The following is a 15,384-nucleotide window of genomic DNA, read 5'->3' on the forward strand; positions in this document are numbered from 1 at the left end:
CTTCGAGCAAGCGTGTCCGTTGTGAGACTGAGCGAACGAAGGGAAGAACGATGCAGGACCGGGCAACACGAGTCGTCATGCTGGTGATCGCGGCGCTGCTCGCGATCTTCGTGCTCCAGCCTTACGTGACGGGCTACTTGTTTTCGGCCAGGGAGCCGCGTCCTGTCGCGGCGCGCGGGGATCTGTCCGAGTACGAGCAATCGACAATCCGCGTTTTCGAGACCGTTGCGCCCTCCGTGGTCCAGGTGGTCGCCTTGTCCGGGCGTGGCCCCGCGGGAGGGCAGCCGGCGGGATCGGGTACCGGGTTCATCTGGGATGCCGCGGGCCACGTGGTCACGAACCACCACGTGGTCGAGAACGGCGCGTCCTTCGTGGTGCGGCTCGCATCCGGCGAGGTGCTGCCCGCGGATGTGGTCGGCCGGGCGCCGAACTACGATCTCGCCGTGCTGCGGGTTCAGCGCCAAGGGGGATTGCCGGCGCCCGTCGCTGTTGGAAGATCGGCCGATCTCAAAGTCGGACAGACCGCCTATGCCATCGGCAACCCGTTCGGACTCGACCAGTCCCTCACGACCGGCATCATCAGCGCGCTCAAGCGCCGTCTGCCCACGAGCGGCGGACGCGAGGTCGCGGACGTGATCCAGACCGACGCGGCGATCAATCCAGGCAATTCGGGCGGCCCGCTGCTCGATTCCGCAGGTCGCCTCATCGGCGTCAATACGGCGATCTTCTCGCCGTCCGGCACCAATGCGGGCATCGGCTTCGCCATTCCCGTCGACGTGGTCAACCGCGTGGTGCCGGAGCTGATCCGCAGCGGTCGCGTGCCGACGCCGGGCATCGGGATCCTGGCGGGGGACGAGACGCTCGCGGCTCAACTCGGCGTGAACGGCGTGATCGTGGCGGAGGTCGTGCCGGGCTCGCCCGCCGAACGGGCCGGATTGCGCGGCGTCGATCTCCGTGCTGGCGTCATCGGCGACGTGATCGTCGGTGTGGGGGATGATCCCGTGCGGCACCTGTCTGATCTGACGGACCGGTTGGAGCGCACCGGCGTGGGGAACACGGTGTCCCTCACGATTCTCAGGAACAATCAGCGGCAGGATGTCAACGTGGCGGTCGTCGACGTGGGAGAACAAACGCCGCGCTCTCGCAGACCATAAAGAGAACACAACTTTGGTAGGGGCTGATTTGTTTCCTCGAAGTCGAAACTTTCTCGAAGGCCCGCCGTTAGTCATCGAACCTTCACCAACGGAGGAGCGAATGAAACCTGACAGCACCGAACCCAATATCCTGGTGCAAAGCTCGGCAGTCGATCTGGGCGATATATTTCCCGAATACGCGAAGACCAACATCAATCAGGTCGCCGGCAAATATTTCGGCCACTTGAGTGCGGCATCGGTCTACGTCACGCGGGAAGGCATCACCTATCGCTGCACGGTAAACATGCAGATGGGCGCCCTCAAGATGATGACGGGCGAAGCCAAGAACAAGGATCTCTACGCCGCCTTCCGGGCTGCGCTGCAGAAGACGGCCAAGCAGCTTCGCCGCTCGAAGCGTGAACTGCGTGAGGACAAGGCGGCGCGCACCGACAAGGACATGCTCCTGCGTGAAGGAACTGCCCCGCGTCGCACGCAGAGGCGCAGCGAAGAGGCCGCACCGGCGGCCAACGACGAGGGCGACTACCGCGTCGCTGCTGAATAATCCGACACTGTAAGCCGTTGCGACATCCGGCGGTCATCGCCAGGAAGGTCGCCTGTGTTTCTCCGCAATGTCCTGGCCGGGAACGACCTCTCCCGGCCAGAACGCGCCGCGACGGCTTGGAGCATCGGACCCAAAAGTGGGTCCACTTTTGGGATCCAATCCGATGGTCAACTCCCTGAGCTGGCGCATCGTGCGGCCCTCTGGGTTCGCACGATGCGCTAGTCTCCGACCGCGCGCATGAGGGGCCTCGGCGGCTCCATGAGGTTGTCAGAGATCAACTGCATGAATTCCATGATCGGCGCCGGGCGGCCGAACAGGTAGCCCTGTGCTTCCGCGCAGCCTTCGAGACCGAGGAACCGCAGTTCCTCGGATGTCTCGACACCTTCGGCGATGACGGGAAGCCCCAAGCCCCTCCCGAGCCCGAGTACGGCGCGCACGATGGCGGCCGCCTGAGGATTCGCATGAACCGCCTGGATGAAGGAGCGGTCGATCTTAATCTTGTCGAACGGGAAGGCGCGCAGGTTCGAGAGCGAGGAATAGCCCGTACCGAAATCGTCCATGGCGATGTTGACGCCGATCTCCTTCAGTCTCTGGAGCGAGAGGAGCGCGCGGTTGGGGTCGCGGATCAGCGCCGTCTCGGTAATTTCGATCTCGAGCCGTTTCGCCGGCAGATTCGTCTGATTCAAGGTGGCCTGGACGAATTCCACGAAGCCGTCGCTGGTGAGTTGCAACGCCGAGACATTCACCGCGACGGTCAGCGGCCGTCGCCAGCTCGCGGCCTCCCGGCAGGCCTCCCGCATCACCCATTCGCCGATCTTCAGGATGAGCCCACTCTCTTCAGCGATCGGAATGAAGACGGCGGGCGAGACACTGCCGCGCGTCGGGTGGTTCCAGCGCAGCAGGACCTCGAACCCGTTCACCTCGCCCGTATCGACCTGCGCCTGCGGCTGATAAGCGAGACTCAGTTCGTTATTGGCGATGGCGCCGCGCAGGTCGTGTTCGATGCTGCGGCGTTCCCGGATCTGGGCTCCCATGGACGCCTCGAAGAACCGATAGGTGCCTTTGCCCTCCGTCTTTGCGCGGTAGAGGGCCGCGTCGGCGCTGGAGAGCAGCTCTGTACGGTCCTTTCCGTCGGCGGGATAGAGTGCGATGCCGACGCTGACCGAGAGGAGCCCCGCCGGAACGCCCTCCTCGTCCCACTTGAGGCTTTTGAGGAGCCTGTCGGCGAGCTGGCCCGCCTGGGCGGGATCGGTCACGTGAGGCGCGATGATGGCGAACTCGTCACCGCCGAGACGCGCGAACATCTGTCCGTCCAGGAGGACCGAGGAGAGATGCTTCGCGATGTCCTGAAGTACCCGGTCGCCGGTGGCATGGCCGTAGAGGTCGTTGACATCTTTGAAGCCGTCGAGGTCGAGGCACAACAGCGCCATCTGCCGTTTGGTTCTCCGATGCAGGCGGATCTCGCGGTCAAGGCGGAGATCGAAACTCGCGCGATTGTCGAGGCCGGTGAGTGCATCGTGATGAGCGAGATAACGGATCCGCGCTTCCGCGTTCCGGCGATCGCGGAGGTCGCGGAAGGCGACCACGTTGTGCGGAGCGCCGTTGTAGATGATCTGACGGGAGATCAGCTCGACGGGGAGGAGGGTGCCGTCCGCATTCCGCAGATCGGTTTCGACGGCTTGCCCCGGCCACCCGAACAGCTTGTCCCGCTTGGCGCTGTCGGGCACCCAATCGGCGAGGGACTGGCCGGCAATCTGCTCGGATGTCAGGCCGGTCAGGCGCGCGAAGCTCTGGTTGACCGTCACGATGGAATCCCCGTCGCAGAGGACGAGACCCTCGACCGCGGCGTCCGTGAGGTCGCGCATCCGCTGCATCTCCAGGGAGGCACGGCGGCGCTCCCGGATGTCGAGGCTCAGCGCGAGGACGGCGAGCAGCAGTATCGAGAGACTGACGAACGCCACGCCGCTGGCGAGCCATTCGGTTTGGATGGAGGAGGGCGAGAGCGGGATGCTCGGATCGGGCGTGATACTGACCGCCCCCATGGCGGTGAAATGATGGCTGCAGATCGCGAGCGTGAGCAGCAGCGCGCCGAGGATAGTTACCTTTCGAGACGAACGGTTGAGCGCGGTCGCGAGAGCCGCAGCGCCCAGAAGAGCGCCCAGCAGGATCGAGGCGGCCACCAGTGCAGAATCCCACGCCATGATGCCGGCGACCTCGAAGGCAGCCATGCCGGTATAATGCATTACGGCGATGCCGCCGCCGACGATGGCGCCGCCGATCCAGGGTGCCGAAGAAAGTCCGGACAGCAGAGCGGTGCCGAGGCCAATGCCGGTGAGGATCACGGCGGCTACCAGGGACACGATTGTCAGCGTGACGTTGTATGCCGTCGGCAGGGATGGGGAGAAGGCCAGCATCGCGATGAAATGCGTGGCCCAGATGCCGAATCCGGTAGAGGCGGCCGCGATGGCGAGCCATGCGAGCCGGCTGCGACTTTCCGTACGTCGCGCGTGGTTGAGCAGGTTGATCCCCGTCAGAGAAGCCAGCGCGCAGACAAGCGCCGCAAGGGCAACGAGCCGGAGATCGTGCTGGGAGACGATGCAATCGTAGACGGTGAGCATGATGAGCCTTTGCAGATCGCCCGCCGCTTCGATGCCATCGCGCGTAAGGGATGCTTGCCGGAAACTGAGATCGGGAAGATGATCCGGCCTCTTACCGGTATGGCGGGGCGGCATCATGCCTTTGGATCGGCATCATTCAAATGAGCCCCAATCCGCCAAGGATTTCGGGACCTTGTCCCGCTCGGTAAAATGAGACATCGCCTCGGCAAGTCAACGAAGGACGAACGAGAAGGGATGCCTATTGGGCAGCAGGGTTAATGACGCATGCTGGCGTGCATTCTGCTCAAGACATGTTCTGATCAGCTGTTGTCGTCGAGGACGACACCCCGCATGTCATGGCCAAGCGCATGCTCCGTCATCTCGATGCCGAAAGGCCTGGCGCTGTACGGAAGCGAGATCACCGGCACAGGGCCGGTGATGACGTGGTGCATGTATCCAGGAAAGAGGCGTGCCCGGAATTCACAGCAGACGAAACGCCTCAAGCCGGCATCTGCGGCTCGATGACCTTTCCGTCCTGGGTGAAGTCGTAGATCTTGCCGGTCTCGCTCCAGGCAGGAAGAGCAAGCTTCACGATGTGAGGGGCGAGGTCTTCCGGCGTCTTCAGGGTCAGAGGATCCTCGCCGGGCATCGCCGTGCGGCGCATGGCGGTGCGCAGCGGGCCCGGATTGAGCAGCATGGCCCTGACCGGGGTCGTCGCCGTCTCGGCGGCATAGGTGCGCACCAAGGCCTCGAGGGCAGCTTTCGACACCGAATAGACCCCCCAGTAAGCCTTGTGCTTGTGGGCGGCTCCGGACGTGATGAAAATCGCGCGGCCCGCATCCGAGGCGCGCAGCAGCGGATCGAGGGAGCGGATGAGGCGATAATTGGCCGTCACATTGACCGCCATCACCTCGTCCCAGACAGGCTGGTCGATATGGGTAATCGGCGCAAGCTCTCCGAGCTGGCCTGCATTGCCGAGCAGGATGTCGAGCTTGCCCCAGCGCTCGTGGATCGCAGCGCCCAGCCGGTCGAGCGCGTCGAAGTCCTTCAGGTTCACCGGCACGAGGGTGGCCGAGGCTCCCTTGGCGCGGATCTCGTCGTCGAGGGATTCGAGCGCTCCCTGGGTCCGGGCAAGCGCGATCACGTGTGCGCCGGCTTCGGCAAGGGCGAGGGCCGCCGCGCGGCCGATGCCGCGCGAAGCGCCGGTGACGACCGCGACGCGGTTGTGGAGGGGCTTGTCCATGGGAATGCTCAGTCGGCTTCGGCGAGAACGGCGAGGCGGCGCGGGGTCGCGACGGCGAGATCCGTCAGCGGCGTCGGGTAATCGCCCGTGAAGCAATGGTCGGTGAACTGCGGCTGCGCCGGGTTGCGGCCCTTCTCGCCCATGGCGCGATAGACGCCCTCGATGGACAGGAAGGCGAGCGAATCTGCCCCGATATACTGGCGCATCTGCTCCAGGTCGTGGGTGGCGGCGAGCAGCTTCTCCTTCTCCGGCGTGTCGATGCCGTAGAAGTCGGGATGCGTGATCGGCGGGCTCGAGATGCGGAAATGGACCTCCTTGGCGCCGGCCTCGCGCATCATGCGCACGATCTTCACGGAGGTCGTGCCGCGCACGAGGCTGTCGTCCACGAGCACGATCCGCTTGCCGGCAATCGCCGAACGGTTGGCGGAGTGCTTCATGCGCACGCCGAGCTCGCGCACCGACTGGGTCGGCTGGATGAAGGTGCGGCCCACGTAGTGGTTGCGGATGATGCCGAGTTCGTAGGGCAGGCCGCAGGTCTGGGCGTAGCCCAGAGCCGCCGGCACGCCGGAATCGGGCACCGGGATCACCACATCTGCGTCAGCCGGGGATTCCAGGGCGAGCTCGCGGCCCATGCCCTTGCGAACGTCGTAAACGCTGCGGCCGTTCACGACGGAATCGGGACGGGCGAAATAGATGTATTCGAAGATGTCCGGGCGGGCGGGCTGCTCGGGTACGAAACGGAAGGATTCGATGCCCTCGTCCGAGATCACCACGCATTCGCCGTTCTCGATGTCGCGGACGAAGCGGGCCCCGATGATGTCGAGCGCGCAGGTCTCCGAGGCGAGGATGTAGCGGCCGTCCAGCTCGCCCAGCACGAGCGGGCGGATTCCCAGCGGGTCGCGGGCGCCGATCAGCTTCTTGTTGGTGAGCGCCACCAGGGCGTAGGCGCCCTCGAGCTTCTGGATGGCCTCGACGAAGCGGTCGATGACCCGGTCCTTGCGGCTGCGGGCGACGAGGTGGACGATCACCTCCGTGTCCGTGGTGGACTGGCAGATGGCGCCGTCGCGGATGAGGTTGCGGCGAAGCGTGAGGCCGTTGGTCAGATTGCCGTTATGAGCCACCGCGAAGCCGCCGCCGTCCAGCTCTGCGAAGAGGGGCTGCACGTTGCGCAGGACGGTCTCGCCCGTGGTCGAGTAGCGGGTATGGCCGATGGCGGAAAGGCCTTCGAGGCGTTCGATGGTCGCGCGGTCGGAGAAGTTGTCGCCCACCAGGCCGAGCTTACGCTCCGAATGGAAGACCGATCCGTCGTAGGAGACGATGCCTGCCGCCTCCTGCCCGCGATGCTGCAGAGCGTGGAGTCCCAGCGCGGTGATGGCGGCGGCATCCGGGTGCCCGTAGATGCCGAAGACACCGCATTCTTCGCGCAGGGTATCGCCATCGAGGTCCAGGTTCACCTGCTTCGGGGTGACCTGCCACGTCTCAGACAAAGCAGACATGTTCGTACCTTTGGGATTCGCGCCCCCACCGGCGCCGCCCTTATGTAGTCGGCATTCGACTAAACGCCAATGCCTATTCTGACGCTGGCGGAAACGTGATGCCCGATCGGATGCAAAAGTGTGTTTGCACTGTTGCACCCGCTGCCGGTTTCCCCAGGCGCTACTTGGACTTACGCACTAAACTGGAAGTACGTTCCACACGGTGCGCGAACGGCTCAGCTCCGCCGCTGGGGCGGCTGCGGGGCTGCAGGTGCCGCCGGGGCTGCCGGGCGCTGCGGGTCCGGCTCGGCCGGCTCGGTCTCCGCCGGCGCTTCCTTGTTGCGCAGGCGCTGGATCATGGCCTCGGCATTCTCAGGCAGCATCGCGATGATGCTGTCCCGGGCATTCTCCATGGCGGGGCGAGTCTTGGAATCCGCTGCCCACACAGGTTCCTTGCCCTGGACCAGCCAACCCAGGAACGCCCAGCCGATCACGCAGATCAGGAAGCCGCGCGCGGCACCGAAGAAGAGCCCGAGGGTACGGTCGAGGGCGCCGATGCGGGAATCGAGGATCAGGTCGGAGATCTGCACCGTGATGATCGACACGATGATCAGGGTCACGATGAAGATGCCGCCGATGGCCGCAACGAGCGCCACCGTGTTGCTGTGGATATATTGCTGCGCGATCGGAAGGGCCGTCGGATGCAGGTACCAGGCCGCGGCGGCCGCCACGACCCAGGCCACGATGGCGAGCACCTCGCGGGTGAAGCCGCGAACGGCGGCGAGAAGAGCCGAGATCAGGACGATACCGATGACGACGAGATCCAGTACGGAAACGGGCATGGGCCGAGCCTACGCAATATGACAGGAATGGAGCCGCCTTCGCGGGTTTCGAGCCTGGCTCTATAGCGTTAACAATGGCTTTCGTCACCCTTGGAACGGCAGCAGGCTGTGCGAAGGCGGCGGGAGAGTGGCCTTTCAGACGATCGCCTAGGAAACCTGCACGATCAACTTGCCGAAATTCCTACCTTCCAACATCCCGATGAAGGCTTCCGGTGCAGACTCAAGGCCATCGACGATGTCTTCCTGGTACCTGATGCGCCCCTCGGCGATCCATTGCGCCATCTCCCGGTAAAAGGCAGGGCGCTGAGCATGGAACTCGCGCTGAATGAAGCCGCGTATGGTCAGGCTCTTGGTGAGCACGTCGCGCATGAGAATGGGCAGCCTGTCCGGGCCTTCGAAGGGGCCGGTGCTGTTGTATTGCGCCACGAGGCCGCAGACCGGAATGCGGGCAAAGGTATTCAGTAACGGGAAAACGGCATCCCAGACTTTTCCGCCGACATTTTCGAAATAGATGTCAATCCCATCCGGACAGGCGGCTTGCAGATCCTCCGCGAAAGAGGGCGAGTGATGGTCAAGGGCGACATCGAAACCGAAAACGTCTCGAACCAGCGCGCATTTCTCGGGTCCTCCGGCGATTCCGACCGCTCGTGCCCCTTTGATGCGAGCTAGTTGCCCCACCGTCGCCCCGACAGGACCGCTGGCCGCCGCCACGACCACGGTCTCCCCCGGCTTTGGCTGTCCTAGAGTGAGCAACCCGGCATAGGCGGTGAAGCCTGGCATCCCGAGCACGCCCAATGCGGTCGTGACAGGCGCCTGCTGCGGATCGAGCTTGCGCAGGTCGGACCCGTCCGACAAGGCGTAGGACTGCCAGCCCGAATATGAGAGAACGATCTCGCCCGCAGTGTAGTCCGGGTGGTTGCTCTCGAGCACCTCGGCCACGGTACCGCCCTCCATGACCTGCCCGATCTCGACGGCCGCAGCGTAGGATTTCGCAGCACTCATGCGGCCTCGCATGTAAGGATCGAGCGAGAGATACCGGATCCTGAGCAGCACCTGCCCGTCGCTCGGCCTCGGGATCGGTTTCTCCACGAACTCGAAGTTGTCGGGCGAGGGGCGACCGACCGGGCGCGAAGCGAGGAGCACTTGGAGGTTCTGGTCTGTCACGGTGCGATTCCTGGAACGGGATTATGTCAACGCGCCGGGTTCCATGGCGCGCACGATAGGCTTGCCATAACGGGTGGGGCGCCGATCCCATTCGTCAAGCCTTGGAGGCGCCGTTGCAGCACTGTGGAACAACAAAAAAGCCCCGGCGGATACCGCCGGGGCTTCAAGAAGAAGTGATGTCGGTCTTCAGATGAACAGGAAGTCGTTGAAGGACAGCGCTGCGCCGGGCTTCACCTTGAGGATCTCGATGGGCTTGGCGCCGCCGGATCCGTCCACGTCGAGGTAAACGGTGCCGTTCTTCTTGTTGTAGACGACATAGTCGTTGCCGTCCTTGGACGTGGTTCCGACGGTGAAGAACTTCTTCTCCAGCTTGCCTTCCTTGAAGACCTTGTCGAGCCCGACCGACGACATCTTATCCGGCTTGCCCTTCTTGGCGAGGCCGAAAAGATCGCTTTTAGAGGCTTTGACCTTGAACGATTTCAGTGCATCCAGGTCGAAAAGGATCTTGTCCTCTCCGGACTTGAAGTCTCTGATCTGGTCGAAATGCCCCTTCTTGAAGGGTGTGTCGAACACGAAGGTGTCAGCCCCGGCACCGCCGAAGAGGATGTCTTTTCCGCTTCCGCCGTTGATGGTGTCGTTGCCGCCGTTGCCCCAGATCCAGTCATTCCCGGCGCCGCCGTTGATGATGTCGGCGTTCTCGGTTCCGCGGAGCTTTTCGTTGCGCGCCGAACCATCGACCTCGCTGACGTCGGTTACGCCGATCGACAGCGTCTTCTCAAAGCTCAGGCCGCCCGCATCCGTCACCTTGACCGTAACCCTAAGCGAAGAAGCCGTCTCGTAGTCGAACTTTGCGCCGTCAGCCACGACAAGTTTGTTGTCGACGATCTGGAAGCGTCCGCCAGCGTTATCCGTCAGGCTGAACGTGAAAGTCTCGTTCGCATCAGGATCAAGAGCCATCAGGGCACCAACTTCAGTGCCCGCTTTAGCATTTTCTGCGACCGCCGGTGCCACAATCCCCCCGAGAGCGAGGTCAGTCGGGGCTTCATTGACGTTTGTGACCTTAACTGTGACCGATGCCGGATCGACCGGGGTCGATCCGCCCTCGCTCGTCGCGCTGATCGCGAGATTGAAAGACGTCAGACCGCTCTCGAAATCAAAGAGGCTTGGCGTCTTCACGCGCAATTCACTGCCTTCGATCACAAAGCGTTCCGAAAAGTAATCCGCCAGCTGGAAGTGAAAGGTTTCGCCCGTTGCGCCGCCATTGACTTTGAGGGTGGCGACCAGGTCGCCCGCTTTCGGGTTTTCCCCAATGCTGATGGTGGACAGAATATCGATTGTGGCCATGTGTTCCTCTCAAGGCTCTTTGAAATTGTACCTCCTCGGAGGTATCTCGAACGGGTTATTAGTTCTGCGGAACTGTCACGAAGTTCCTCTAAAGTGTCAATGCGGACAAATGGTCTAGTCGTATGCCAAGATGCATGTTCGACTATGATGCTTTGCGATGACGCACGGAATAATTTGCGACAAAGTCCGTGACGTGTCCGATCAATGCTTTGGAACGCTAGAGGCGTCCGCTTTCTAGCCTTGGGTTTTTGTCCGGCTTCGGAGGGAATGTTGTTAATGACGAGCTTTAATCCGCTTGAACCTCTGGCACAGCGAGAATCAGGGGAAAGCGGCCGTGGTACCAAGGGACCTCAGCCCGGTCGGTGGATGCCGGGCTGAAGGGAATTCCTCAGATAAAGATCAGATCGTCGGCCTTAAAATAGGTCTCGAGCTTCGTATCGTGCCCGTAGGAATTCACTTCGGTGATGTCGAAGCTCCCCTTTCTTGCAAGGCTGGGACTGGTGAGTTCCGTGATGTCGAAACTGCCTTTTCTTGAGAGAGTGGGGCTGTCGAACTCGGTAATGTCAAAGCTTCCCTTCCTGGAAAGGGTAGGGCCCGTAACCTCGGTAATGTCGAAGCTGCCTTTCCTGGCAAGGCTGGGGCTGTCGAGTTCAGGAATTGGAGCGTTTGAAAGGTTCTTCGCCATCTTTCCCCCTACAGATTTAAGGCTTGTCCGGTTCTGAGACTTAAGATACCGGCTGAGCACCAATGATACGATATATAGTAACATTGAACTGTCAAGCAGGATTTCATCATAACGAAACGGCATGCATTCTCTACCCAGCCTTGCGCCGACGCGCTGCGATTCCTGCAACGAGATCAGTGATATGGCCAATGGATGAGGCCGCCAGCGGCAGCTTCTCCTTGTTGGATTTATCCACACGCGGTGCCGGAGCGATCGCGCTCGAAAAGCCGAGTTTCGCCGCCTCCTTCAGGCGGGCCTGTTCCTGCGCCACGGGGCGGATCGCGCCGGACAAGCCCATCTCTCCGAAATAGACGGAATCGGGCGGCAGCGGATTGCCCGAAAGCGAAGAGATCAGGGCGGCCGCTGCCGCAAGATCCGCTGCAGGCTCGGTGATGCGCAGGCCACCTGCGACGTTGAGATAGACGTCGTGCATGCCGAGTTTCAGTCCGCCATGGGCCTCCAGCACGGCGAGCACCATCGACAGGCGGTTCTGATCCCAGCCGACGACGGCCCGGCGCGGCGTGCCGAGGGACGTCGGAGCCACGAGGGCCTGGATCTCGACGAGAAGCGGGCGCGTGCCTTCCATGCCGGCGAAGACGGCCGTTCCAGGCGTGGCCATGTCGCGCCCGGCGAGGAACAGTTCGGATGGGTTGGAGACCTCGCGCAGGCCCTGGTCCGACATCTCGAACACGCCGATCTCGTCGGTGGGTCCAAAGCGGTTCTTGACCGCGCGCAGGATCCGGAAGTGGTGGCCCGTATCGCCCTCGAAGGAGACCACGGCATCGACCATGTGCTCGACGACCCGGGGGCCGGCGATCTGCCCGTCCTTCGTCACGTGGCCGACCAGGATCACGGCGGTGCCCGTGGTCTTGGCGAAGCGGATCAGCGCCTGGGCCGAGCCGCGCACCTGGGTGACGGTACCCGGCGCGGATTCCACCGTCTCGGTCCACATGGTCTGGATCGAGTCGATGATCGCAAGCGCCGGCGGGCGGCCCTGGCTCAAGGTAGCGATGATGTCCTCGACATTCGTCTCGGAGGCGAGCTCGACGGGGGCTTGGCCGAGGCCGAGGCGTTCGGCCCGCAGGCGCACCTGCGCCACCGCCTCTTCGCCCGAAATGTAGGCGACGCGCTCGCCCCGATTGGCGAGGGCGGCGGAGGCCTGCATGAGAAGGGTGGACTTGCCGATGCCGGGATCGCCGCCGAGCAGGATGATCGAGCCGTGCACGAATCCGCCGCCCGTGACCCGGTCGAGTTCCGCGATACCCGAAGGCGTGCGCGGGGCTTCCTTGGTCTCGCCGGAGAGGCCTTCAAGCGGAAAGATGCGGCCTTTGGCGCGGGACGGACGCGTGGCGACGGGCCCCGCCATGGGGCTGGCGGAACCGGCCTCCTCGGCGATGGTGTTCCAGCCGCCGCAGGCCTCGCACTTGCCTTTCCAGCGGTTATAGACCGCGCCGCATTCCTGGCACACGAAAGAGGGGTGACGCTTGGCCATCAGCCCTGTCCCCCGCGATAGGCCCGGGCATAGCGTGCGCCGAGATTGGTCAGGATTTCGTAGCCGATGGTGCCTGCGCGGCGGCCGACCTCGTCGATGGTCAAGTCGCCGCCGATGAGGGTGACGGTGTCGCCGCGCTGAACCTGGTTCTCCAGCACGCTTGTGACGTCGATGGTGATCAGATCCATGGAGACGTTGCCGGCGAAGGGGCAGGGGTGACCCGCCACCAGGGTCATGCCGGCGAGCAGGTCATCGCCGCTCCTGCCGCGTGCGCTCGCGGAACGCGGGTAGCCGTCCGCATAGCCGACGGAGAGGGTGGCGATCCGGCGCTTCTCCAAGGCCAGCCATCGCCCATTGTAGCCCACCGTGTGATCCGCCTCGACCCAGCGCAGCTGCACGATGCGGGCCTCCAGGCCCACGACCGGCTTCATAGGATTGTCCCGGCCCGGCGTCGGGTTGCCGCCATAGAGCGCATAGCCGGGCCGCACCAGGTCGTAGCGCGGCTTGTCGCCAAGGAAGATGCCCGAAGAATTCGGGAGCGATGCGGGAATGCCGGGAAGAGACGACCGCACCGATTCGAAAGCCTCGATCTGCTCGCGGTTCAGCGGATTGTCGCTCTCTTCCGCGCTCACGAAATGGCTCATCAGAAGCGCGGTTTCGAAATCCTTGAGCGCCGTCCGGTCCTCGAGCGTCAGTCCCTGAGGCACGGTGAGGCCGAGCCGGTTCATGCCGGTATCCACATGGATCGCGGCGGGCCGCTTCCGACCTTCAGCCCGGCAGAACCCCGCCCATTCCTCGATTTCCTCGAAGGAGCCCAGGACGGGCCTCAGATTGAATTCCGCGTAAGTCGGTCCAGTGCCGCCGAAGAGGCCGTTCAGCACATAGATCGCCGCGTCCGGCGCCACGGCGCGGGCGCGGATCGCCTCGCTCAGATGCGCCACGAAGAATGTGCGGCAACCGGCTTTGCCGAGAGCTGGGACGGCCTGCTCGATGCCGATGCCGTAGGCATTCGCCTTGACGACGGCGGCCGTTTCCGCGCCGCCCGCCTTGTCACGCAGGGTGCGCCAGTTCGAGGCGAGAGCATCGAGGTCGATGTGGAGGATGCCTCCGGCGGCGTTCTCAGGGATGCCGCCGGCGGTTTCATGCTGAGAGGTGAGCTTGGTCAATCGCCAATCCGTTCGGGAAGTTTGTCTTCATCCGCAAGGTCGGTGAAGCGGGTGATGTCGGCCTGGAAGGCGAGCTGCACGGTGCCGGTCGGTCCGTGACGCTGCTTGCCGATGATGACCTCGGCCTTGCCATGGACCTGATCCATCTCCGATTGCCACTTGAAGTACTCCTCGGTGCCGGGTTTCGGCTCCTTGTTCTTCAGATAGTACTCCTCGCGGTAAACGAACATGACCACGTCGGCGTCCTGTTCGATCGAGCCCGATTCACGAAGGTCGGAGAGCTGCGGCCTCTTGTCGTCGCGGGATTCGACCTGACGGGAGAGCTGAGACAGAGCGATGAGCGGGACGGACAGTTCCTTGGCAAGCGCCTTGAGGCCGGTGGTGATCTCGGTGAGCTCCTGCACGCGGTTCTCGCCCTTCTTGGCGGATCCGGAGAGGAGCTGAAGATAGTCGACGATGAGGATGTCGAGGCCGCGCTGACGCTTGAGGCGGCGCGCGCGGGCAGTCAGTTGCGCAATGGAGATACCGCCGGTCTGGTCGATGTAGAAGGGGATCGACTGCATCTCTCTCGCGGCTTCCGTGATTTTGTAGAAGTCGTCCTCGCGCATGTCGCCGCGGCGGATCTTGTAGGACGGCACGCCCGACTGCTCGGCGATGATACGGGTCGCGAGCTGCTCGGCCGACATTTCGAGGGAGAAGAAGCCGACGATCCCGCCATTCACCGTCTTCAGGTTGCCGTCCTGCTGCTTCTCGGCCCGATAGGCCTTGGCGATGTTGAACGCGATATTCGTCACCAGCGAGGTCTTACCCATCGCCGGACGCCCGGCGAGGATGACCAGATCCGAAGGCTGAAGGCCGCCGAGGGACTTGTCCAGGTCGATGAGCCCCGTCGAGATGCCGGAGAGGGCGCCTTCTCGCTTGTAGGCGGCGGCGGCCATGTCGATGGCCGCAGTGAGCGCATCGGAAAAACGCTGGAAGCCGCCGTCGGCGCGGCCCGTTTCCGCGATCGCATAGAGACGCCGTTCGGCCTCCTCGATCTGCTCGCGCGGTGAATTCTCCACCGGGGCATCGAAGGCGTTGTTGACGATGTCCTCGCCGATATTGATGAGGTTGCGGCGGATGGCGAGGTCGTAGATCGTGCGGCCGTAATCCTCGGCGTTGATGACGGTGGTCGCCTCGGCTGCGAGACGTGCGAGATACTGGGACACGGTGATGCCGCCGAGATCCTGATCCCCCAGGAAGGTTTTCATGGTGATCGGGGTCGCGATCTTGCCGGCCTTGATCAGGCTCGTCGCCACCTCGTAGATGCGCCGGTGCAGGTCTTCGATGAAATGGCTGGCTTCGAGGAAGTCCGAGACGCGGTAATAGGCGTCGTTGTTGACCAGAATCGCGCCCAGCAGAGCCTGTTCGGCTTCAATGTTGTTTGGGGGCGTCCGAAACTGCGGCTCGGCGGTTTCGAGGCGGGCGATCAGGGCATTGGCGGTGGCCATCTGGCGCTCCGGAAACAGATAAGGGTTTAGAGTCTCTTAGACCGCAATTGGTGTCCTAAAGGTTGCCGGGCGGACACGAAGCCGGGACTCCTCCCGATCTGTCCTCGCTGTCCTCGATTCTCACACCGTTCCTTGTCTCGCAGGCGTCGCAA

The 15,384-nt window shown here is 63.3% G+C and carries 13 protein-coding genes; 2 read left to right on the plus strand and 11 right to left on the minus strand.

The genetic code is table 11. The features are described from left to right. Window positions 1–50 precede the first annotated feature (50 nt). Entirely contained in the window at window positions 51–1,154 is a 1,104-nt protein-coding gene (locus DDF70_RS04935) for a S1C family serine protease (RefSeq protein ID WP_114943753.1), read from the plus strand. 100 nt (window positions 1,155–1,254) lie between these two features. Further along, complete coding sequence (gene hpf, locus DDF70_RS04940; RefSeq protein ID WP_114943754.1) at window positions 1,255–1,695, plus strand: ribosome hibernation-promoting factor, HPF/YfiA family; 441 nt, start codon at window positions 1,255–1,257, stop codon at window positions 1,693–1,695. Between the two features lie 218 nt (window positions 1,696–1,913). On the opposite strand, the gene DDF70_RS04945 is transcribed toward hpf, so the two are convergent. The 11 genes from DDF70_RS04945 to DDF70_RS04990 all read right to left on the minus strand — a co-directional run bounded on the left by DDF70_RS04945 (window position 1,914) and on the right by DDF70_RS04990 (window position 15,232). After that, a complete protein-coding gene (locus tag DDF70_RS04945; protein WP_170316034.1) occupies window positions 1,914–4,313 on the minus strand; it encodes a bifunctional diguanylate cyclase/phosphodiesterase in 2,400 nt (799 codons plus the stop codon). Window positions 4,314–4,612: 299 nt separating this feature from the next. After that, window positions 4,613–4,744, minus strand: a complete 132-nt coding sequence (locus tag DDF70_RS38670) for a hypothetical protein (RefSeq protein ID WP_281024339.1) — start codon at window positions 4,742–4,744, stop codon at window positions 4,613–4,615. A 47-nt stretch (window positions 4,745–4,791) separates the two neighbouring features. Then, window positions 4,792–5,535, minus strand: a complete 744-nt coding sequence (locus DDF70_RS04950) for an SDR family NAD(P)-dependent oxidoreductase (RefSeq protein WP_114943755.1) — start codon at window positions 5,533–5,535, stop codon at window positions 4,792–4,794. A gap of 8 nt (window positions 5,536–5,543) precedes the next feature. Then, on the minus strand, window positions 5,544–7,031 hold the full coding sequence (gene purF / locus DDF70_RS04955) for an amidophosphoribosyltransferase (RefSeq protein WP_114943756.1): 1,488 nt from the start codon (window positions 7,029–7,031) through the stop codon (window positions 5,544–5,546). Window positions 7,032–7,246: 215 nt separating this feature from the next. Continuing rightward, the gene (locus DDF70_RS04960) at window positions 7,247–7,852 is read right to left on the minus strand and encodes a CvpA family protein (protein ID WP_114943757.1); all 606 of its coding nucleotides are present in this window, start codon (window positions 7,850–7,852) and stop codon (window positions 7,247–7,249) included. 147 nt (window positions 7,853–7,999) lie between these two features. Continuing rightward, window positions 8,000–9,016 (minus strand): NADP-dependent oxidoreductase, encoded by a 1,017-nt coding sequence (locus tag DDF70_RS04965; protein ID WP_114943758.1) that lies wholly within the window; start codon window positions 9,014–9,016, stop codon window positions 8,000–8,002. Window positions 9,017–9,202: 186 nt separating this feature from the next. Continuing rightward, window positions 9,203–10,360, minus strand: coding sequence for a cadherin domain-containing protein (locus tag DDF70_RS38675; protein ID WP_114943759.1), 1,158 nt, complete (start codon window positions 10,358–10,360; stop codon window positions 9,203–9,205). 388 nt (window positions 10,361–10,748) lie between these two features. After that, entirely contained in the window at window positions 10,749–11,168 is a 420-nt protein-coding gene (locus DDF70_RS04975; protein ID WP_162820222.1) for a hypothetical protein, read from the minus strand. Window positions 11,169–11,175: 7 nt separating this feature from the next. Continuing rightward, window positions 11,176–12,576 carry a DNA repair protein RadA gene (gene radA, locus DDF70_RS04980; protein WP_114943761.1) on the minus strand — a complete coding sequence of 467 codons (1,401 nt, stop codon included), beginning with the start codon at window positions 12,574–12,576 and terminating at the stop codon, window positions 11,176–11,178. After that, window positions 12,576–13,742, minus strand: a complete 1,167-nt coding sequence (alr, locus tag DDF70_RS04985; protein ID WP_245435370.1) for an alanine racemase — start codon at window positions 13,740–13,742, stop codon at window positions 12,576–12,578. The genes radA and alr overlap by 1 nt, the downstream gene beginning before the upstream one ends. After that, window positions 13,739–15,232, minus strand: a complete 1,494-nt coding sequence (locus tag DDF70_RS04990; RefSeq protein ID WP_114943762.1) for a replicative DNA helicase — start codon at window positions 15,230–15,232, stop codon at window positions 13,739–13,741. The genes alr and DDF70_RS04990 overlap by 4 nt, the downstream gene beginning before the upstream one ends. Between the last annotated feature and the right edge of the window lie 152 nt (window positions 15,233–15,384).

This window comes from Microvirga calopogonii (assembly GCF_003347665.1).
GTDB lineage: Bacteria > Pseudomonadota > Alphaproteobacteria > Rhizobiales > Beijerinckiaceae > Microvirga > Microvirga calopogonii.